Annotated in this window: 17 protein-coding genes and 1 pseudogene; 7 read left to right on the plus strand and 11 right to left on the minus strand. The window is 64.7% G+C overall.

Annotated features, from left to right (window positions below; translation table 11 throughout):
* Nucleotides 1-83 precede the first annotated feature (83 nt).
* Genes ACWPV3_RS06985 through lldD form a run of 3 tightly spaced genes read left to right on the plus strand, consistent with a single transcriptional unit; the run spans nt 84 to nt 2,819 of the window.
* A complete protein-coding gene (locus tag ACWPV3_RS06985) occupies nt 84-890 on the plus strand; it encodes an IclR family transcriptional regulator (protein ID WP_453977367.1) in 807 nt (268 codons plus the stop codon).
* Nucleotides 891-914: 24 nt separating this feature from the next.
* Nucleotides 915-1,676: an SDR family NAD(P)-dependent oxidoreductase gene (locus ACWPV3_RS06990; RefSeq protein WP_453977368.1), complete on the plus strand. Its 762-nt coding sequence runs from the start codon at nt 915-917 to the stop codon at nt 1,674-1,676.
* A 9-nt stretch (nt 1,677-1,685) separates the two neighbouring features.
* Entirely contained in the window at nt 1,686-2,819 is a 1,134-nt protein-coding gene (lldD, locus tag ACWPV3_RS06995) for an FMN-dependent L-lactate dehydrogenase LldD (protein ID WP_453977369.1), read from the plus strand.
* Nucleotides 2,820-2,844: 25 nt separating this feature from the next.
* Here lldD and ACWPV3_RS07000 read toward each other — a convergent pair whose 3' ends face one another.
* The 4 genes and pseudogenes from ACWPV3_RS07000 to ACWPV3_RS07015 form a co-directional block, all read right to left on the minus strand.
* Nucleotides 2,845-4,056 (minus strand): SGNH/GDSL hydrolase family protein, encoded by a 1,212-nt coding sequence (locus ACWPV3_RS07000; RefSeq protein ID WP_453977370.1) that lies wholly within the window; start codon nt 4,054-4,056, stop codon nt 2,845-2,847.
* A 13-nt stretch (nt 4,057-4,069) separates the two neighbouring features.
* Nucleotides 4,070-4,765: a DUF6250 domain-containing protein gene (locus ACWPV3_RS07005; RefSeq protein ID WP_453977371.1), complete on the minus strand. Its 696-nt coding sequence runs from the start codon at nt 4,763-4,765 to the stop codon at nt 4,070-4,072.
* Nucleotides 4,762-6,708 (minus strand): rhamnogalacturonan lyase, encoded by a 1,947-nt coding sequence (locus tag ACWPV3_RS07010; protein ID WP_453977372.1) that lies wholly within the window; start codon nt 6,706-6,708, stop codon nt 4,762-4,764. Before ACWPV3_RS07010 ends, ACWPV3_RS07005 begins: the two co-directional genes overlap by 4 nt.
* 154 nt (nt 6,709-6,862) lie before the next feature.
* Nucleotides 6,863-7,069: pseudogene (locus ACWPV3_RS07015) on the minus strand (DDE-type integrase/transposase/recombinase); the annotation flags it as partial.
* A 59-nt stretch (nt 7,070-7,128) separates the two neighbouring features.
* Here ACWPV3_RS07015 and ACWPV3_RS07020 point away from each other — a divergent pair.
* Nucleotides 7,129-7,836 carry an IS6 family transposase gene (locus ACWPV3_RS07020; protein WP_453977373.1) on the plus strand — a complete coding sequence of 236 codons (708 nt, stop codon included), beginning with the start codon at nt 7,129-7,131 and terminating at the stop codon, nt 7,834-7,836.
* A gap of 107 nt (nt 7,837-7,943) precedes the next feature.
* Here the strand turns inward: ACWPV3_RS07020 and ACWPV3_RS07025 are convergent, their stop codons facing one another.
* Nucleotides 7,944-10,673: a protein kinase domain-containing protein gene (locus tag ACWPV3_RS07025; protein WP_453977374.1), complete on the minus strand. Its 2,730-nt coding sequence runs from the start codon at nt 10,671-10,673 to the stop codon at nt 7,944-7,946.
* Nucleotides 10,674-10,817: 144 nt separating this feature from the next.
* On the opposite strand from ACWPV3_RS07025, the gene ACWPV3_RS07030 reads away from it, so the two are divergent.
* From ACWPV3_RS07030 to ACWPV3_RS07040, 3 genes are read left to right on the plus strand one after another with little or no spacing between them, the layout of a single operon-like run.
* Complete coding sequence (locus ACWPV3_RS07030) at nt 10,818-11,141, plus strand: hypothetical protein (protein WP_453977375.1); 324 nt, start codon at nt 10,818-10,820, stop codon at nt 11,139-11,141.
* Between the two features lie 35 nt (nt 11,142-11,176).
* A complete protein-coding gene (locus ACWPV3_RS07035) occupies nt 11,177-12,028 on the plus strand; it encodes a hypothetical protein (protein ID WP_453977376.1) in 852 nt (283 codons plus the stop codon).
* Nucleotides 12,025-12,678, plus strand: coding sequence for a hypothetical protein (locus ACWPV3_RS07040; protein ID WP_453977377.1), 654 nt, complete (start codon nt 12,025-12,027; stop codon nt 12,676-12,678). The genes ACWPV3_RS07035 and ACWPV3_RS07040 overlap by 4 nt, the downstream gene beginning before the upstream one ends.
* Nucleotides 12,679-12,758: 80 nt before the next feature.
* Here ACWPV3_RS07040 and ACWPV3_RS07045 read toward each other — a convergent pair whose 3' ends face one another.
* From ACWPV3_RS07045 to ACWPV3_RS07070, 6 genes are all read right to left on the minus strand, one after another.
* Entirely contained in the window at nt 12,759-13,451 is a 693-nt protein-coding gene (locus tag ACWPV3_RS07045) for an IS6 family transposase (RefSeq protein ID WP_453977378.1), read from the minus strand.
* A 214-nt stretch (nt 13,452-13,665) separates the two neighbouring features.
* The gene (locus ACWPV3_RS07050) at nt 13,666-15,780 is read right to left on the minus strand and encodes a TonB-dependent receptor (protein WP_453977379.1); all 2,115 of its coding nucleotides are present in this window, start codon (nt 15,778-15,780) and stop codon (nt 13,666-13,668) included.
* A 170-nt stretch (nt 15,781-15,950) separates the two neighbouring features.
* Nucleotides 15,951-16,427, minus strand: a complete 477-nt coding sequence (locus ACWPV3_RS07055) for a hypothetical protein (protein WP_453977380.1) — start codon at nt 16,425-16,427, stop codon at nt 15,951-15,953.
* A gap of 215 nt (nt 16,428-16,642) precedes the next feature.
* A complete protein-coding gene (locus ACWPV3_RS07060) occupies nt 16,643-19,723 on the minus strand; it encodes a TonB-dependent receptor (RefSeq protein WP_453977381.1) in 3,081 nt (1,026 codons plus the stop codon).
* Nucleotides 19,724-20,023: 300 nt separating this feature from the next.
* On the minus strand, nt 20,024-20,449 hold the full coding sequence (locus ACWPV3_RS07065; RefSeq protein WP_453977382.1) for a DUF2147 domain-containing protein: 426 nt from the start codon (nt 20,447-20,449) through the stop codon (nt 20,024-20,026).
* Complete coding sequence (locus tag ACWPV3_RS07070) at nt 20,449-21,234, minus strand: Coq4 family protein (RefSeq protein WP_453977383.1); 786 nt, start codon at nt 21,232-21,234, stop codon at nt 20,449-20,451. Before ACWPV3_RS07070 ends, ACWPV3_RS07065 begins: the two co-directional genes overlap by 1 nt.
* Nucleotides 21,235-21,329 lie beyond the last annotated feature (95 nt).

The following is a 21,329-nucleotide window of genomic DNA, read 5'->3' on the forward strand; positions in this document are numbered from 1 at the left end:
CCTCCGTGCGTCACGTCAATGTCACCCGCGTGGCAACGGACGACTTGCGCGTTTTGCTACATTCTGAGAATGAGGATTACGAAATGGGACGATCGTCGTCAATCAAGACCGTGCAGGTCGATGGGGAAGAAGAGGCGGGGGCCAAGGCGTCCGGCAGCCAGACCCTGCTGCGTGGTCTGGACGTCATCGACGCCTTGATTGAGGGCTCGCTGCCGCTGGCCGAACTTTCCGAAAAGCTGGAGCTGACGCGCAGCACCACCCACCGTCTGGCCTCGGCCCTAGTGGAGCGTCGGCTGCTGTCGTTTCGTCCGCGCGAGGGTTATTCGCTGGGGCCGAAGCTGCTGGAGCTGGGCCATGCCGCAAGCCAGCAGATGCACCTGCCGCGCGTGGCCCGGCCATGGCTGGAGCAGCTGTCGGCCGTGACCGACGACACCGTGCATCTGGGCGTGCTGGACGGCCGCCATGCGCTTTATCTTGACAAGGTCTCGGGACGACGTCGCATCAACATCGGTTCGCGCCTGGGCGAACGCCACCCCATCGCCTCGACCGGCCTGGGCAAGGCGCTGATCTTGGACAAGACCGAGGCGGACTGGATCGACTTCTACGCCGAGCCTGGCGCCAAGTTCGACTCGGCCGCCCGCGCCGTCTGGCTGGAGCGGATGCATGGCTACGCCCAGAAGGGCTACGCCTTCGACCTGGAAGAGAACGAAGATCAGATCCGCTGCGTCGCCGCCCCGATTCGTTCGGTCAACGGCCAGATCGTCGCCGCCCTCAGCGTGTCTTCCGCCGCCCAGTATATGTCCGACGCCCGGATGACGGAACTGACCAAGACCGTGACCGAAGCCGCCGACGCCATCAGCGCCGATCTGGGCTGGTCGCCCAAACCCTGAAGCCGAACCATCGCGGGAGTCCCCATGCTGCTTGAGAACAAGGTCGTCCTGGTCACGGGCGCATCGCGGGGCATCGGACGAGCGACGGCCATCGAGGCCGCGCGTCAGGGCGCCGACGTGGCCCTCAACACCTATCGCGACGATGCGGCCGCCGCCGAAGTGGTCGCCGAGATCGAGGCCCTGGGCCGCCGCGCCATCGCCGTCGACGGCGACGTGGCCCAGCCCGACAGCGCCGCAGCCTTCGTCGACGCCGCCGTTCAGGCGCTGGGCCGGGTCGACGTCTTCGTCTCCAACGCCGGCATCTGCCCCTTCCACGCCTTCCTCGACATGCCGGCCAAGACCCTGCGCCGGACGATGGAGGTCAATCTGCACGGCGCCTATTTCATGGTGCAGGCGGCGGCCAATCAGATGGTCAAACAGGGCGACGGCGGCGCCATCGTGGCGATCAGTTCGATCTCGGCCCTGGTCGGCGGCGAGATGCAGACCCACTACACCCCCACCAAGGCGGGGGTGCACAGCCTTATGCAGTCCTGCGCCGTGGCCCTGGGGCGTCACGGCATCCGCTGCAACTCGGTCCTGCCCGGCACCATCGCCACCGACATCAACAAGGACGACCTCGCCGATCCGAAGAAGCGCGAGTATATGGAAGGCCGCATTCCGCTGGGTCGGCTGGGCCGGCCCCAGGACATCGCCTCGGTCGTGGCCTTCCTGGCCTCGGACATGGCGTCCTACATGTCCGGCGCGGCCCTGCTGGTCGACGGCGGGGCCTTCGCCAACTTCCAGTAAGGCGCGGCCATGATCATCTCGTCCCCCAGCGACTATCGCGAGGCCGCGCGGCGCAAGCTGCCGCCCTTCCTGTTCCACTATATCGACGGCGGCGCATACGCCGAGCAGACGCTGAGGCGCAACGTCGAGGACTGGCAGGCCATCGCCCTGCGCCAGCGCGTGCTGCAGGACATGACCAGCCTCAGCCTGGAAACCCGGCTGTTCGACGAGACGCTGCGCCTGCCGGTCGTGCTGGCGCCGGTCGGTCTGACGGGCATGTACGCGCGCCGGGGCGAGGTTCAGGCGGCCAGGGCTGCGGCCTCGCGCGGCGTGCCCTTCACCCTATCCACCGTCTCGGTCTGCCCGATCGAGGAGGTGGCGCCCGCCATCGACCGGCCCATGTGGTTCCAGCTCTATGTCCTGCGCGACCGGGGCTTCATGAAGAATGCGCTGGAGCGGGCGAAGGCGGCGGGGATCAAGACCCTGGTCTTCACCGTCGACATGCCGACCCCCGGCGCTCGCTACCGCGACGCCCATTCGGGCATGAGCGGGCCGAACGCGCCCCTGCGCCGCATGATCCAGGCCATGACCCATCCGATGTGGGCCTTCGACGTGGGCCTGCGCGGCACGCCGCACGATCTGGGCAATGTCTCTGCCTATCTGGGCAAGCCGACAGGGCTGGCCGACTACATCGGCTGGCTGGCGAACAACTTCGATCCGTCGATCTCGTGGAAGGATCTGCAATGGATCCGCGACTTCTGGGACGGGCCGATGATCATCAAGGGCGTGCTTGACCCGCAGGACGCCCGCGACGCCGTCAGCCTCGGCGCCGACGGGATCGTGGTGTCGAACCACGGCGGGCGCCAACTGGACGGCGTTCTGTCCTCGGCCCGCGCCTTGCCCGCCATCGCCGATGCGGTTCAGGGCGATCTGAAGATCCTGGCCGATTCCGGCGTTCGCAACGGTCTGGACGTGGTGCGGGCGATCTCGCTCGGCGCCGACGCCGTCCTGCTGGGCCGGGCCTTCGTCTATGCGCTGGCGGCGGACGGGCAGGCGGGGGTCGAGAACCTGCTGGACCTGATCGAAAAGGAAATGCGCGTCGCCATGACCCTGACCGGGGCCAAGTCCGTCGCGGGCATGACGCGCGACATGCTGGCGGCCTGATCCACGTCAGGCCGCCGTTCGCGTCTCACCGATAGGGCGTCAGGTCGATGGCGTCGGCCATGGCGCGGAAACCGGCGTCGTTCGGGTGCAGATGGTCGCCGCTGTCATAGGCGGCGGCCAGTTTCAGCGGCTCGGCCGGGTCGCGCATCACGGCGTCGAAGTCGATGACGCCGTCCGCCTCTCCGCTGGTGCGAATCCAGGCGTTCAGGGCCTGGCGCGTCGCCTCGCCCTGTTCGGACCAGTAGTTGGCGTCCTTGTAGGGCAGGATGGTCGCCAGCCTGACCTTCAGCCCGCCCGCATGGGCGCGGGCGATGATCTGGCGATAGCCGGCGATCAGGTCGGCGGGGGTCGGCGGCTGCGGATCGTGGTCGCGCCAGGCCATGCCGAAGTCATTGACGCCCTCCAGCACGATCACATCGGTCGCGCCGGGCACGGCCAGCACGTCGCGGTCGAACCGGGCCAGGGCGGCGACACCCAGGCCGGGCTTGGGCTTCAGGATGCGGTTGCCGGAAATCCCGGCATTGGCGACCGCCACCGAGGTCAGACCCGCCGCTTGCAGGCGGGCCGCCAGCAGGTCGGGCCAACGCCGGTCGGCGTCGCGCGTGCCGTTGGCGCCGTCGGTTATGGAATCGCCCAGGGTGACGATGACCCGCCCCGGCTCGGCCCGCTGCACGTCTATGCCCGAGATCAGGATGCGTTGGGTCACAAGCACCGGGTCCGTCAGTTCGGCCGCCGCCGTCTGATCGCCGGGCGCGATCCAGCCGGACGACAGGCCCAGCAGGTGGATGGTCGGATCGGCCACCTCGTCCGGCAGATAAAGGCTGATCGACAGGCGGGCCAGCGCGGGCAGGGCCAGATCGACCGGATCGCTGAGCAGGGGCGCTTCCGGCGCCAGGACGGCGCCCGCCGATCCGTCGAAGGTTAGGTCGCGCGCCGTGCCGGGCACGGGCTTTCCGTCGTCGGCCAACTGCACGATCCGCACCCGTTCGATCCGGGCGACGACGGGGCCGTATTCGTTGGACAGGCGCAGGCGGAAGCGGTCGCCGCCCGCGCTGACGCGGACCACCTGACGCACGGTGACATCCTTCAGCGTCGGAGGGCGGCGGTCGGGTGCGGCGGCCACGGGCGAGGCGTTCCAGCTTCGCGCCCAGTAGGTTTCGGCCTGGGCGCAGGGCGCCAGGGCTGTCTGCGTCAGGGCCGCCAGGGCCAGCGCCAGGATCAGGGCATGCTTCTTCATCGGCTTCCTCAAACTAGGCGACGGTCCAGACCGAAAAGTCCCGGACGGTCATGTGATTCCAGGTGGTGCGCAGGCCGAACCAGCCGCGACGATAGGGGGCGGGGTCGTCCAGGGCGAACATGCGCCGGTCGTCGCGCCAGTATTCGATGCGCGACCCGTCGGCGATCAGGCGGATGCGATAGGGCCGGTTGGCCGCGATCAGGTCGTCCGGCGCCGACAGATCGTGCTGGGGCAGCAGCGGCCTTTCTCCGTTCCCGACATAGCGGCGAAAGCGCGAAGAGGTGTTCGAATTGCCGCCCAGCCCGACATAGTAGGTCCGCAGGGTGTCGTAGTCGGCAAAGGCCCCCGACCGGGGCCGCGCCAGAAGGGCGCCGGGACTGCGCGGATCGTCGGCCATCCAGAAGCAGTTCAGATCGCTGACCCGGTCATGGGCGCCGCCGCCCGACACGGCTTCGGCCGTGAAGCGGATTTCGACCGGCGAGGTCAGTTCGGGCCGGAACCAGGCGGTCGCCCCCTTGGGCACGTCGAAGATCATCGCCCCGTCGGCGGCCCGCACCGTTCCCTGTCTCTGCTCCAGTTCAACCAGCCACTGACCAAGGCCGTGGCGGAAGTCGTCGGCGTAAAGACGCCGTGCGCCGGATCGGGGCAGGCTCGCGCACCCCGCCAGACCGGCGGCGCCCAGCAGAACCCCGCGTCGGTTCGCCCTCATCGCCCGCGCTCCGCCGGCGGGACGGCGTCGAAGGCGAAACCGGGGTGCGAGGGCTGGTTGTAGGCCGAGTTCTGACCCGACACCTGCGATCGATACTGCGCGTCGTGCATCAGGGTGACGCGGCGGATGGCGGTCGGATGCGGGGTCACATAGATGCGCAGCGCCGAACTGTCCGGCGTTCGCCACACGACCTCCTCGCGCCAGTCACCCAGGATGTCGGCGACCAGAACCGGATTGGCCTTGGTGCCGTTGTTCGACGCCGCGTCCTCGGTGCTCAGCAGGGGGACGGACCGCTGGTTCTGCCAGTCCCATTTGAAGATGCGCGTCCCGTCCAGCAGTTCGCGCAGGGCGTCGCCGTCCCACCAGACGCCGAAATTCATCTGTTGCGGCCGGGTGTGGCCGATGACCCGTCCGTCCGCCGAATACAGGTCGCCGCCGTTCGACGCCCAGACCTCGGCGCCCGGATAGCGGGGGTCGATGTCCAGGGCTACGCCGCGCCCGACGTCGTGCTGGCCGGGCGTCCGCCACAGGATTTCTCCGGTGCGGGCGTCAACCATGGCCGAGCCGACGCCGCCGTTGCCGCCGACGTTCTCATGGACGCCGAACTTCTCCAGCCCCGGCCGCGTCGGGTCCAGATCGCCGACGTGCATGGCGTCGCCGTGGCCCAGCCGCGTGGTCCACAGCGGCGTTCCGTCGTCGTCCAGCGCCATGGCGCCATAGACGATCTCCTGACGTCCGTCGTTGTCCACGTCCGCCACGCTGAACTGATGATTGCCCTGACCGGCGTAACCTTCGGGCGCCTGGTCGCTGTCGAACACCCAGCGCTGGCTCAGCCGCCCGTCGCGCCAGTCCCAGGCCGCGACAACGGTGCGTCCATAATAGCCGCGCGCCATGACGATGCTGGGGAGACGACCATCCAGATAGGCCGTGCCGCCCAGGTAACGCTCGGATCGATTGCCATAGCCGTCGCCCCAGAGGGCCGCCATCTCTTCCGGCGTCGCTTCGTCTCCGGATCGACCGCGCGAGGGGACATAGGGGGCGGTGGCCAGGGCCGCGCCGGTGCGGCCGTCGAATACGGTGATGAACTCCGGCCCGGACAGGATGCGGCCGGTCAGGCCCGCCGCCAGGGTTCCGTCCGGCTTCTGCTCGGCGCCGGTGCGGTCGCGGCTGGGGATTTCGCCGTCATCCTCGCGCCAGTCGGCTTCGGCGTCGCCGATCATCCGACCGGCGCCGTCGATCGTGCCGTCTGCGGTCTTCAGCACAACCTCAGCCCGTCCATCGCCGTCGAAGTCCTGCACGATTATCTGGGTGTAGTGGGCACCCGAACGGATGTTGCGCCCCAGGTCGATGCGCCACAGCCGCCGCCCGTCCAGCGTGTAGGCGTCTATCAGCGTCGGGCCGGTGAAGCCGGCGAAGGCGTTGTCCTTGGCGTTCGTCGGCTGCCATTTCAGTATGATTTCGTATCGGCCATCGCCGTCCAGATCTCCGACCGTCCCGTCGTTGGCCTCGTATTCATAGGCCACCCCGTCGGGCATCACGCCGCCATCTGGGCGATCCAGCGGGATTGTGAGATAGCCCTCACGCAGGTCCAGCGCGTCAGTAAGGCTTTCGTCGCCCACGCGGCGCACCGCATAACGCGCCAGCGGGTCGCCGTTTACGTCATGCCATTCCGTCGCGTCAGCAGCGGCTGTCCTGGCCATCTTGGCGCCATTCCTGAACACTTCGAAGCGAGTATCTGAAGCGTCCGTCACCAGCAGCCGCCATTGAAGCAACGTTCCGCCGTCGTGGGCCTGTGTGCTGACGACGGACCGATCCAACCGCTCCAAACGTGGAACTTCAGCATTGGCGAACGCCGAGGCCATGAGGAAGTTGATGCTCGCACTTGCCATCAATCCGCGAAGTGGTGCGTTGCGAAACAAACCGACCGTTTCCCTATGATTCATGACGACCCAATTATTGGGACTTAATTCCAAAATATATGAATCGCTTGCGTCATCAAGTCATTTGGAACTGACAACTTGGAACAGCGCTGTCAGGCTAAGTGCTCCAAGCCGGCAACTTGCCCCACGCGGCGAAATCTTAGGCTGTAGCCGCCATTCATGCCTGGTCGGCTCCGGCGCGGAAGCGTCGAAGCGTGGGCCGGCTGACGAGGTGACGTTGGGTGTAGAAGGTGTTGTAGATCGCGGCGTGGGTGGTGAGGAAACGCTGGGCTGAAGCCTGGGACTTGAACAACTGCTGCTGTCGCTCTCGCCGTCGGATCGGCAGGTGGGAGTTCTCCGCCCGATTGTTTTCCCAAAGCCGGCCGGTGGGTCTTGTCAGCCCAAACGGGTTGTATCCCCGATCAGGTCAGATAGCGTGGCCATATGGCGAAGTCCGACAACCCGTTTCGATGGTTCGACAGCTCTCCGGAGGTGATCCGAACCGTCGTCATGATGTACGTCCGTTTCCCGCTTTCGCTCCGTCAGGTCGAAGATCTGCTGGCCGAGCGCGGAATCGATATTTGCCATGAGACGGTCCGGCTTTGGTGGAACCGGTTCGGCCCCATGTTCGCCGGCGAGATCCGCAGGAAGCGAGTCCAGGCCATGCGCCACTTTACCCATTGGCGCTGGCATCTCGACGAGATGTTCGTCCGGATCAACGGCGAACGCCATTACCTCTGGCGCGCCGTCGACCACGAAGGTGAGATCTTAGAATCCTTTGTCACCAGGACACGGGACAAGGCCGCAGCTCTGAAATTCCTCAAGAAAGCCATGCGCCGGCACGGTCCCGCCAAAGCGATCCTCACCGATGGATTGCGATCCTACAGGGCTGTTTTGAATCAGATCGGCGGCGCCGAGAAACAGAAAATGGGCCGCTGGCTCAACAACCGCATCGAAAACTCACACCTGCCGTTTCGACGACGAGAACGGGCCATGCAGCGGTTCCGCCAGATGAAGACCCTGCAGAAATTCAGCGCCGTCCACGCCGCCTTCCACAATCACTTCAATCTGGATCGCCACCTCACAAATAGAGCAAATTACAAAACCCAACGCTTGGCCGCCCTGGCCGAGTGGAAGGCGCTCGCCTCCTGATGGCGCCTACTCCGCCACCAGTCCGTTCACTGGAGACAAGTTGTCGTTGGACTGACAGCACTGGCGACAATGACTATTTCATCGCTACAACGGCGCAGCCATGCGCCTCACATACCAAGCGCCCTGCGCAATCTCTCAAGCCGCTCTGCGACGTAACGATCAGCAGGCGGTTTGGTGTAGACCGCATTGACGGCCCGCAGCCGGGACATTGCCTCTTGGCGATCTCCGCTCGCGAACGCCACTTCCGCAAGGGAAAGGTCCAGACCCGCATCCCAATGAGCATCGCCCACAAGCTGATTGACCCGCACCCGGTCGACGTTGCGGAGCAGCGGCGCAGCTTGAGCCTCCTTGTGCTGGGGGATCAGGCAATCCGCAACCGCGACGCGGATGGCTTGCGCGAGCGCGGTTTCCTCGGGCGCGGCGGCGCGCGCCGCCTGATACGCGGCGCGCGTGTTGGCCTCGCCCTTCGCATAGTCACCCGCGCGGCATTGCGTGGTGCCGAGGTCCGACCGCATGGCGACCGCCGTGAAGGAGGTCGCCCCGTCCTTGGCGGCAGCGGCGCGCCAGACACGCTCGCCATCGACTGCCGCCTCGCGATACCGCCCGAGCGAGCCGAGCGCGAGCTGCCGCACGCTCAACGCCAGCAGCGTATGGCGATGCTCAGGCCCCAGGCGTGCTTCAAGGCTTGGCAGGAGGCTGTTGATGTCGGCCAACGCCGCCGCAAAGTCGCCGCTGTTGGCTTTCGTCTGCGCGAGGTTGAGGCGCAACAGCAGCGTATCGGGACTGTCCGGCCCCTGAAGCCTGCTCATCGCGGCAACAAGCGGAGTCAGTTCGCGCACGGCGTTGGCCGTCTCACCCAACCGCGCCAGCGCGAAAGCGTGCCGCTGGTGCATGTTCAGGCGTTGCCGTTCGTCAAACTGGTCGGGCATTTTGTCGGCGAGCGCCGCCGCGCGCGCATAATGGTCGCGCGCCACAGGGACTTGCTCGGCCACCATGGCGATCGTCCCTTCCGCAAGGTCCAGCCAGACCGCCGGCTCGCCCGACCTGGTGCGTTCGCCAAGATCGCGACGGGCCGCCGCGACGAGCGCGCGGGCGCGGTCGAGCGAGCCGGGATGGGTCGAGAACGCCTCTGCCGAGGCGCGTTGCAGGCGCATGATGTTCGCCTCAACGCTCGCCGTCGCGCCCGCGCGGGTAAACCACTGCCACGCACGATCGTAATAGTCGCGTGCGGCGACATATTCCGACCGCTGGTCGAAGGCGCGGGCGAGTGTCGCATAAAGACGCGCCGCCACCAGCGGCTGGTCGGCGAAGCGGCGGTCGATACCCGCGCTGGCGCGGCGAACCGCATCGACCAGCCGCTCATTGGCGCCGTTCGCGTTTGAGGGGTCGGGACTGGCGAGAATATCATCGGCGAGAAAGGCGTAGCTCGCTTCCGCTTGCGCCTGTGCCTGCCGCGCCTGATCGCGCTGGCGGGAGGCAAGCCAGGCCATCGCGGATGTGCCGACGAGGCCGATCAAGGCGGCGACAACGGCCGCGCGCACCCACGGGCGGCGCACTCGCCGCCGTTCGGCCTGCCGTTCCTGTTCCGCCAGCCATGTCGCCCGTTCGGCATCGCGGGCGGCATCCTGACGGCGCTCCTCGATCCGCTCGATCCGTTCGGCCAGTTCATCCGCGCTGGCGAGGCGACGTTCGGGGGAGACTTCGGCCGCCGCGCGAATATCGCCGCGCAGCACGGGGTCGGCGATATGGTCCTCCCATCCCGGCCCGAGCGTGGCGGAGAAGTCGCCAACGGCAAGCTGGTAGAGGATGAGGCCGAGCGCGTAGATGTCGCTCTTGACGGTCGGGATGGCCTCGCCCGTCAGTTCGGGCGCGCGGTAGGCCAGCGTGCCCGAACGCGGCTCGCCGTCCTCCAAACCGGCGTCGAGCGAGCCAGGGTCGGTAATCTGGAAGCTGTCGAGAACGGTGTCGTCCAGCAGCCGTCCGCTGCCGAAATCAGCCAGCCGGATGACCGGCGCGGCGTCGCCGTTCGCGATCAGAATATTGGCGGGCTTCAAATCCTTGTGCAGCACGCCCAACCCATGGACCTCGGCCACCGCGCGGCAGATGCGGGCCGCGACCGCCAGCCGCCGGTCGAGCGGAATGGCGGCAAGGCCGCCCGACTGAGCCGCCCAGGCGATCAGGTCCGGGCCGCCATAGGCGTATTCGAGGAAGAAGGGCGAGCCGTCGAAGTTCCATTCCAGCAGCGCCGGAAGCGGAGCCGCCGCGCCCAGCGCCGCGAAAACCACCCGCGACAGCGCCGCCTCGCGCTTGAGCGCACGAAGGCGATCGGGCGCGTCGGCGAACTTGAAGACCCGCTGCTCGCCCGTCTTGATCTGACGCGCCAGCCACACATCCTCCGCCCCGGTATCGCCGAGGGGCTGCACAAGCTGCCACTGCTTGCGCCCCGGCACCGCGTCGCCCGCGACAAAGGTGAAACGGGGCGCGAGGGGAGATTCGACCGCCTCGATCTTGACCGAACAGGTCAGGCGGTAGCCGACGCGCGGCACCGTCTCGATGATATTGTCCTGCCGCTCGCCCAGCGCCTTGCGCAGCTTGGAGATCGCGGTCGGCAGCGAGCCTTCGACCACCGCCACGCCCGGCCATACCGCGTCGAGGATTTCGTCCTTGGTGACGACTTCGCCCGCCCGCAGCAGCAGTTCGTGCAGCACCTCAAGCGGCTTGCCCTCCAACGGCACCGGTTGGCCGTCGATGCGCAGCGTCCAGCTCGCCTCATCGAACTCGGCTCCGGCAAACCGCCAAAGCCGCCTGCGTCGCCGCGATGCGTTGCTGCCGTGCATGTCGTTCCCCCTCCGATACGTCTTTAGAAATTCTTGAGAACAGCTTCAAGACGCGGAGCGCGTTGGGTTTCTATGCCTCGCTGTCGAAGCGGGGGATCGGACAGAGCTGCCCCGCCCAATGAGAGCAACGGCGAGGGCATCACCATGGAACATCCCCTGTTTCCCCGAAAACTGGATCACGCCATCGTGCGCGGCGAGTTCAAGCGCGCCGGATCGACAGATATCGACGTGCTGACGTCCGTCCGCTCCCGCCTGATCGCGACGCAGAATACCGCCAAGATGGCAGGTCTCTGCTTCATCGCGATCGGCGCGCTGCTGGGCTTGACCATCATCGGGCTGATCGCCACGGCGATGCTGGTGCCGTTTGGTCTCTACATCCGGTCCCGGCCCAAGCAGAACATCCGCGTCATTGACGAGGTGTTTGCGGAGTTTCAGCGCAATGCTGGCACCGAGGTTTCTGCGTCGTGAGAAGGGCGCTGCTCCCGGCTCTTCTGGCTGCGATATTGCAAGCCAGCCCGGCCACCGCGCAGGTGGCTGCGAACGGCGTCGGTGACTGGACAATCACCCGGATCGGTGACGCGCAGGGCGGCGCTGTCTGTTCCGCCCTGCGAACCTACGGCGGCGGTTACGCGATGGAGGTCATGCAGGCGCGCGGCCTGCCGGGACAACTGATCCTGCGGCTGGAAAGCCCGAAGATCACCTATCGGCCAGGGCAGAAGGGCGAGGACGTGCCGGGGCCGGATGGCACACCCTATGGCCTCGTGATCGTCATCAACGATATTGCAGGCTCGGAAGGCCCGGACGCCATCGTGCGGCAAGGGCCGCGCGGGCTGGGCTTCGTCACTGTTCTCAAAGAAAGCGACGACCCGAAATTCTCGCCCATCCGCAATCTGCGCATCGGGCGTTCGGTTTACGCCTATGTCGGGGGGATCGAAGGCGAGGTCGTGAGCATCGGGCGTTACAACCTCGCGGGCTCAGGTGCTGCGCTCGACGCGCTCGCCCGCTGCGTGGATGGAGAGGCTGCGGCAGCGCCGCGCCCCGTGACGCCTGTTGCGCCTCCGCCGACGCCTCCCGCCTCGGGGGGCGTCCGGCCCGGCACAGCCTCGGTCCTGCCCGTCCCGTTCGGGAAATACGCCGTCAACCAGAGCTGCGCCGACGCGGCGGCGGCCAATGATTACCTTGGCCTGTCGCGGACCTATTGGTCGGAGATCGACGGCGACACGCCGATCGGCCCGTTCCGCAACGTCGACGGCAACCGCTGGGCGCTCGGTCATGGCAGCGGCCTGACCATCACCGTCACCGGCCCCAAAACCTTCAGCGAGAACGGGCGCAGCATGACATGGTGCAAGCCATGACCGACGTTGGGAAGATCGCCTCGCTCGATCAGCTCTACGTCTTTGAGAGAAGCGGGTTCGTCGCCGCCCTGCAACACTGGGTGGAGACCAACACCACGGTGACGACCACCGGCGGCAGTGGTACGGTCGTCAATGGCACCGGGAATATCTCCGGCCCATCCACGACGACGCACACCAGTTCGACCGAAATGGTGCGTATATTCGTTCGCGAAGATGATGGCGGCGAGTTCGAGGCCTCGCTCCCCGATCTGGGTTTTGGGGTTCGCGAAGGACACCGCGTCTCCATTGTTCATGCCGGAGATCAGGCATCAAGGCGCGGATACCCGATAGCGGTGGTTAACCACACGACGGGCAAGTCGAAGGTGCTTGCGTCGCGCGTAAGCTGGCTCAGCCCGGCTCCATTGGGATGCCTTTGGTTCGTCGGGATTTTTATCGGGACGATGATGGTCTCTATGGGTTTGGCGTCCCCCCTTGTCTATCTGACCCACCCATTGAGCGCTTTGCTGGCGGGAGTCCTTGGTGTGCTTGCCTATTTTGGGTGGCCATTTGCCGCAATCGGCGCATTTGTAGCGATAAACAGGAAAAGAAAACGGCTCCGGCAAGGTATTCTGACCCGGCTGGAACAAGAAGTGGAACGCGCGCGCGCCTGAGCCGCTTGCAGGAGAAATGACAGCTTGAGGTGTTGTCAGGATAACTTTTCCAAGTTGAAAGGCCCCTACCCCGTCTAGTTTCAGACGACGGCCACCGTCCATGCGGCATCCGCGTCGGCGCGGAAGCGCCGAAGGGTGGGCCTGCTGATCAGGTGGCGTTGAAGATTGAAGGTGTTGTAGATCGCCGCATGGGTGGTGAGGAAACGCTGGGCTGAGGCCTGGGACTTGAACCCCTGCTGCTGGCGTTCTCGTCGTCGGATCGGCAGGTGCGCGTTCTCAACGCGATTGTTGTCTCGAAGCCGGCCCGGTCGGTGAAGATGGCGCAGTTTCAGCAGATCCAGAGCCGCGCCATACGACGCCAGTCCGTCCGTCGTGATGCTTTCGGGTTCGACTGGCTGGTTGTGCAGGAGCTTCTTCAGCAGCTTCAACGCAGCGCCAGTATCCCGTCGTCGCTGGACGACAACGTCCAGAACTACGCCTCCGGCGTCGACGGCGCGCCACAGATACATACGCTTTGCGCCGATCTGACAGACCATTTCGTCCAGATGCCAGCGTCCTGTCGGAGGCCCGTGTCTCTTCCTCAATCGCCTGGCGATCAACGTTCCGAACTTGATAGTCCAGCACCGGATCGTCTCGTAGGTGACGTCGATGCCTCGCTGGGCCATCAACTCTTCGATGTCACGGAAACTGAGGCTGAACCGGAAATACAGCCACACCGCATGCCGGATCACATCGGGCGGAAACCGATGGCGTTTGAACGATAGAGGCCTCATAAAAACGCCTTTCCCACCATCGGCTTACAGCCGTCAAAGTGGAGAACTTTTAGCGTTAGACTGACAGCACCGGAGCCAGACAGCCTGCCGAATGACGCCTGGCTTGTGCCGATGACTCTTGAATGAGAAATTGCCCATAACGCTCTGTTCCACTTTGCCTTTTGGCTATTCAGTGGAGACAAGATAGCGTTAGACTGCCGGTGCCGCCCCGATATCAGAAGCGGCGGCTCGCCGTGATGCGTATAGTGCGGCCTAGCGGGTCTCGGTCGTTGCGGCCATAGCCTGGAGCGGGGGAGCCATTGCCGAGACGTGCATCCGGTCGGGCGTCGAACAGGTTCTCGATCTCCAGTTCTAGGCGGAGACCGTCGTTTCGACGCCGGCCTGTCTCCGTCGTCACTGCCTGCTTCGTCTCCAGCACGGTGCTGATCTTGAGGTCGATGGTTGTCAAGGGCGACAGGAGGAGGTCTTGCGGCCCGTCTTGGCCGACGTCGCGGCGAATGCGGGCGCTGCTGCGCCAAGCGGCATTCAGGTTCGCACCCCAGCGCCCCAGACGGCCGTCCATTCTCAATGTCGCCTGATGCCGGGAGACCCCGCCGCCATCTCCGGCCAACTGGTCGAAAGCGGGAAGATCGTTGCGGATAGTCAGACGATCTGCAAGGCGCCAGGTGTGGGTGAGCGAGACCTGGACCGAGCCTCGCCTGGATGTCGCAGCGTCGCCCATGGGGATGTTGGCGGTCAGGCCGGATGAGAGGGTGTCGGATGCGATCTCCTGCAGATTGATCGTGCGCTGGTCGATAGCGAACAGACGCCCGCTCGCGTCTCGAAGGTATCGGTCGGGGAAGGCGGCTTCGGTCGCCGGGGTCAGGGCGGGCAGGGCGCCAATGGCGTCGGTCGATCGCGTGCTCTGGAGATTGAGGCTGCCTTGTATGCCCCAGCGGCCGAACGGTCCGGCCGAGGCTCCGATCGACGCCGATCGTGTTTCCTGCCCCCGAAGGTCTGGGTTCCCGCCTGTGAGGCTCAGGACTTCCACAGCTTCGCCGGATCGGAAATCATAGACGGTCTGCGGCGCGCCATAGAGGAGCGGGGCGAACCTCTGATCGCTGGTGGGAGCGTCGGTCGCGCGAGACCATTGCCCCGTAAAGCGATACCGGCCCCATGGCGTCCAGGCGAAGCCGGCGTTAAGCCCCTGACCGTCTGCGCCTGCGGTGTCCATCGTTCTCAGCCGCCCACCCAGTGTGACGAGGAGGTCGCCCCAACCGCTCGCTCGCTCGCCTTGTAGCGCCGACCAGATCGGCAGCGTCAGGCCCGACCTCACGTCGAGCGCCTGCGATGACTGCGCCGCGTCTAGGCCTGGCGCGGCGGCCTCGTTGCGGGCGCGCAAATATTGCGCATCCACCGTCATCAGCATCGGCCCCGCCGGCAGGTCGATCAATGTTTGGTCGGCGGACAGGGTCGCCACGCCCGACAGAGTTCGGGCGGCAAGGTCCAGAATGCCTTTTTGTTGGCTTTCGCTGGCGACGACGTCCAGCCCCATCCGGACCGACCAGCCATAGGCTGAACCGCTGACGCCGCCGCTCGCGTTTAGGATGCTGGTCGCTTGTCGCGTATCGAGGGCGGTTCCCCTGACCTGCGATGAAAACCGGCTGCGCTGTTCCTGTGCGCTGGCGGTCAGCGATGTCGCCCAGCCGCCGATGGCGCCCGTCATCGACAAATTCGCTGCGGCTGTTAGGGTTGCGGGGCGCAACGTGCTGCCTTCACGCGCGGGACTGTTTCCGAGGACGCCTGATCGCTCGTTCGCCCTGAGCGGGGTCGTCCGCGCCGCCTCGACGCTGAACAGGAGCGTGTCGGTCTCTTTCAGTTGAGACTGGCGGGCGTCGACCGCCAGTGTCGAGGTTCCTCCGGCGGTGGGACGCGATGCCCGAACCAGGCCATCGTGACTTCTGAATTCGGGGACTAGGACGATGTTCACGACCTTCCGAGCTGGGTCGCCGCCATAGACCGCGCTCGCCTGTTGCGGGAGGATTTCCAGCCGGGCCAAGGCATCCGGCGGAAAGCCGAGGAAGTTGCGGGCATCGACCACTCGACGACCGTTGACGATAACCAGCGGCGGCTGCTGGAGACCCAGGTCTTCGCCGATACGGTTAATGACCTGTCCGATGTCGTAGGCGCCGAGGTTGTCGATCTCCTCGGTTCCCAACTCGCGCTCAGGCGCCAGCCTGGCGGCGCCCCGCCGCCCGACCACGACGACTTCGTCGAGTTGCGCCGGGGTGGCGGCCTCGGCATCTTGCGCGAACGCAGTCAAGGCGACGATCGACAGGCAGGACAGCATCTACGCGATCACCAAGATCTGCTGGGCATCAAGCCGGGAACATTGATCCGGCGTGACCTATGCGGGCCATACGCATTGGCATGGCGCATCGAGAAGGCGAAAAAGGCCGGACGTCAGAGACGCCCGGCCAAGGCTTTTCAGGTTGCAGAGAGTGCCAGACAGCGTCGGGGCTAGAGGATCTGCAGGCCGGGGATGCGAATGGAGCCGCTGACGATGGTGCAGTTCAGACCGCCGGAATTCACGGGCGGCAGCACATTGTTGTTGAAGGTGGCCGTGCGGGTCGCATTGTCCCAGGCGACCACGACCGTGCCGTAGCAGGGATCGTTGGCGACCGTGTTGGCGCCGATGGTCAGCGAGATCGACGTGGTCGATCCCGGCACGACATTCGCTGACCAGGAACCGTAGGGCGCCACGGCGATGCATAGGAAATCGCCGGCGCTGATGCTCCGTGTCGGGATAGGCCGGCTCGTTGCACCAGGCGACGCCGTGATGGAGACGTTGCAGTTCACATTGGTCGTCTGTTGAAGCTGGACAACGCCCGAGCCCGACAGGTTCCCCGTGCTGGGTGAGAACGACTGGGCGAACGATGGCGATGCGAGGGCGACCGTCGCAAGGGCTGCGGCGGCGAAGGAAAGGGTCTTGATCATGATAGTCCTCCCTAGTGCGGGCCTTTATCGGCCCTGTGAAATTTGGACTGTCCGAGGTGTGGACGCCTATTAACAACGCCGTAAAGACTGATGAGTCAAGAATAAAAATTGTTATTTTTCAATATAGTAAAAGCATGATGGTGCGGAAGACCCGACCGCGAGTGCGGTCGGGTCAAGTCGAATTCGCCGGCGTGCCGACGAGGCGTTTTGCGCCTTTAGAAGCTCTTGGTCAGGCGCACGGCGAACAGCCGCGGATCCAGAGTGAAAACATTGGTGGTCAGGCCTGTGTCGTCGGAGTTGGTGAAGGCATCGACGATCGGCGCGTCGTCGAAGACGTTCTTGACGTAGGCTTGAAGTGTCAGGCCCCGTCTTGTGTCTTCCAGCTTCACGGAAAGGTTGAGATTGTCCCAGCCCTCCAGCCGATCATATTCGGTATTGTAGACTCGGAAGAAGCTTTCACCCTGGCGATAGTAGTCGCCCCGAACTGTAAGATTCCAATCGCCCATGAACCAGGTGTATTGGGCCCCGATGTTGGCGGTCCAGTTAGGCGAGTTGGGCAATTCGTTGCCGCTCAGATCGGCTTCGAAGCCGCGCCCGCCATTGGGGGCCTGGGTCAGCGGATCGTAGGTGAAACCATAGAAGTTGTAGAACGGCAGGCTGGAACTGATGGCGGGGTTGAAGGTGCCGAACCGTGACGAGCCGGAGCACAACGCGCTGAGCGCGAATGTCGTCAGGGCGTCGCCGAGGTTGGTGTCCAGAATCCGCTCCGCCAGCTCACGAGGCGCGACGCAGTTCGACGGAACCTGGATCCAGGGGCGTAAGGTGATCCAGTCCTCATTCCCTTGAGTCCGGTTCATCACGTCGATAGAGCTTTCGCCATCGGCGACGCGGGTTTTCAGATACCCTAGATTGCCGTCTATCTGGAAATTGGGGGTCGGTTTGTAGACCGCTTCCAGTTCCAAACCCCAGATCGTGGCGTCGAAGTTTTCGTTCAGCGAGATGCGATCGACGATCTGAGAAACCTGGTAGTCTTTGTAATCGTAGTAGAAACCCGTGGCGTTGAGCCTCAGCGCGCCGTCCAGCAGGGTGTTCTTCGTGCCGATTTCAAGAGCCGTGACATATTCCGGCTCGAAGGTGCTGGCGAGGGGCTGATATTGCACAACGGCGGGGTTCAGATCCAACCGGGGTGGATTGGTGCCGCCGCCCTTGTAGCCCCGCGAAAGCGATCCGTAGATCAAGGTGTCGTCCGTGAACGACAGTGTGGGCGACCAATCCAGAACGATACGACCTGTGACCGCCTCCCATTTCTGCTCGATATCCGGCAGCGCGTAGTAGCCCCGGCGCACATAGCCTCCCGTCCCTAGCCCGGGCAGACCGTTGGGTCTTGAACCCAGAAGTAGTTGGCTGGGATATGGGGTCGTGTCCTTGCGGTCTTCCGTATAGCGCAGCCCGGTCGTCAATCTCAGGTCAGAAGTCAGGTCCCAATAGCCTTCGCCAAACACAGCCCACGAACGGGTGTGGACGACGTTCTTGCTGCGGAAGTAATTGTGACCTTCTTCATTGATCTCTCCCAATGGATTGGGGTCGACGTAAACGCACTCGCCCGGTCGTGTATCAGTGCAGGGCGCGGTTCCAATGCCGCCGCCAGGCAGGTTGGCGAAGTTGTAGAAATATTCCGCAATCAGAGAAAACGTATTGTTGAATACGAAATAGTCATCCTGCGTTTTGAAGTCCAGGTAATTAGCGCCGATGCTGAAGTTGAAGCGGCCTTCCATGTCAGATTGAAGCCGGAACTCCTGATACCATTGACGGTTGTCGGAGCGGCTTAAGTCGACAGCGAGAATGCGATCTGATGGGCCGAGTTGTGGATCCGTGTAAACACCGCCCGGAGTCGCCGTCGACGGGATCGGATCGCCGAAGAAGTTAAACACTTGGTTGCTGTCGACGAAGGCTGGATTGGAAACATAACGCGCATAGTCCTGAGAGGCGTAGTAGTCGTCCTTGGCATAGGCCGTCTGCGAATACAGGGTCAGGGTGTCGGTCAGGTCGAACTCAAGATTGACCTGGAAGATGTCATTCTTGGCTCGGAAAACCGGATCGAAGTTGGTCGCGATCTCTCTGAGATTCCTCGACTGGACGATGCCTTCATACGGGTCGCTGCCCAGCGGCACGATGGTGATCGTATTGAAGTCGAGGTCCAGACCGAGAGATGGGGCGATCGCCAGCAGTCGAACAGGGCCAAACGATCCGCCATTCGGCGTACCGAAGGCGTCGTCGTCATACAGGGATCCCGGCAAGCAACCCTGGCTTAATTGGTCCTGCAAGAATCCCTCAGGCACGAGGACCGAACCGACCTGGTTCGGTCCTGGATCGCGTGTGCACAACTGCTTGCCGGTACGGGAGCGGTTGTCGTCTTCCTCGAAATGTTCCCAGATCGCATTGGCGCGGAACCGGGCGGTCGGTTCCCAGCGGGCCGACAGGCGGGTGGTGAACAGGTCGCGGTCGTTGACGTGGGTATCGTTGAAACTGTTGTAGTCGAAGCCGTCCCGCTTGGTCAGGGCGAAGGCGCCGCGGACGGCGAAGGTTTCACCCAGCGGGATGTTGACCATGGCCTGGGCCCGTTGACTCTCGTAGTTGCCCAGTTCGCCGGTGACGAAACCTTCGCGCTCGAAGCGCGGCAGTTGAGGGAACATATTGACCACGCCGCCCGTGGCGTTGCGACCATAGAGGGTGCCTTGCGGACCACGCAGCACCTCCACGCGGTCGACATCGAGATACTCCTGCTCGAACAGGCGGTTGCGGATCAGCGGCGTGTTGTTGAAGCTGACGGCGACCGCAGGGTCGCTGGAGGCGGACACGGCCTTGGTCCCGATCCCGCGGATTGAGAAGTTGTACATGCTGAAGTTGGCCTTGGAGAAGGTAACGTTCGGCACGGCGCGCAGCAGTTCGGAGCCACCTTCGATCTGCCGCGACTCCAGCGCTTCGGATGAGAGGGCTGTGACGGCGATCGGCACGTCCTGAACGGACTGCTCGCGCTTCTGGGCGGTGACGACAATGTCGTCCACGACGGCGACCGGCGGGTTCGCCTCGGGTGTCGCCGTCTGCGCGAATGCAGGTGCGCCGATCATCAGGAGGGCGGTCGCCGATGCAGAAAGCGTGAGGCGCGTGCGAATACAGGCCGCTGAATCCATGAAGTCCTCCCTGAGCGCGCCGGCTTCTAACCGTCGCATGATGTGCGTTTCCTCCCGCCTGTATTGTCCGTTCGGCAGGGCGGGGCCACCGACGGTTGCGGCCAACTTCGCACTACTCACCGTCATGTCAATACCTATTGACAGAGATGTTGGTTGATGATTGTCCGTAGTGAGGCTGGATTTCAGGTGTTTTTCGCTGTGAAGCTGGCGCGGAGCAGGATGGGCGAAAGGGCCTATAACGCCATAATCGTTGGGGCGGGCCGACCCGTCCGGTCGCCGCGAACGAACTGGTCCAGGCCGTGCGTCGCGGGGCGCCGGTGGATCAAGAGGACGCCGCCAACGTGGGCGGCCAAGCCTATTGGTCGTTCGGCGGCCTGCACCTACCTCGGCTTTGGCGTCGACAAGCTAGTCGGCGCGCGTCCAGGTCTGGGTGCGGCACAGCAACGGCGCGATACAGCCGCGCACCGACAGCCGATCACGCCCGACCAGCGTCAGGGTTCCGCGCGGGGCGCGCTGGCCGCTGTTGGGATCATATAGCGGCCCCCCGTTCCAGGTCGCCGGACCGCCGGTGAAGCCATCCAGCACCCGCAAGCCTCGCAAGGGTCGATCACGCAGGCTCGCATCTTGATTGCGGACGTCCTTCTGGCCCGGATTGCGGCGCAGCGGCGCGGCGTCGACGATCCGGCCGCACAGGGCGGGGCCGCAGGCATGGATTTCCACCACCCCGTTCTGGGCGGCGGTGCGCCATCTGCCGACCAGTAACGCATCCTGGGCTGAAGCAGGCGCCGCCGCGATCCAGGCGACGATCAGGGCGGTCGCGACGCGTAACATCAGGCGGGAGCCAGCAGGGTGTTGCGCAACTCGACGGGGATCTGATCGTAAAGCGTGGGTCCGGCTAAGCCCAGGCGCGCGCGGGCCTGATCCAGCGGCTCGGCCATCAGCGCTTCGTAATCCAGCCCCGGCAGCCAGGCCGCATTGCGTCCCCGACGCCAGGCCTGAAGAATGGCGCGCGCGCAGGGATAGCCCGTGCGGGCCCTCGCTGCCTCGATCGCGACGCCGGCGGCGATCAATCCAAAACCGGCGCTCCGTGTCTGGGGCAGGGAAAAGGCGACCACGCAGGCCTCGCCCAGCGCGTCCGTGCGATAACCGGTGAGGATGTGCCACAGGTCGTGAACATCACGCAGACGGCGCGCATACCAAGCATAGGGGTGGGCGGCCTCGATGTCGCTGTCGGCAACCTTTTGGCTTTCGCCTGCGAGGCCATAGGCCGAGAGATTGCGCTCGTCTATGAACTGGAGATAGGCACTGCCCACCGATCCCTCGGGCATCGATTCCAGCCAAGGCCGATCATGCAGGCGGTCGGCCAGTTCGACCATCTTGAAGGCCTGTCGCGAGCCTTCGGGCTGATCCAGCATCTTGTGATAGCCGTGACGCACCGAGCTTCCAGCCAAGGCGTTCATGATCTCGAACACCTGAGTGGTGTCCTCCTTGTTGGCGATCAGCCGACGCAGGGCGCGCAGAGCTCGCAGCGGTTCGACACGCCGGGGCTGAAGCCGGCCGGCTTTCCGAGCGGGGGCTTGGAATGCTCCGTCGTCGATCAATAGTTCTGCTGCCACTTGCCCTCTCCGCCCGCTACGATTAACCAACTTGCTATCTACATGGATGTAACTGACAACAATGTCAATAGAGCGCGTTCGTCGTCGTCGGCGCA

Source organism: Brevundimonas sp. Marseille-Q4549, from assembly GCF_976940555.1.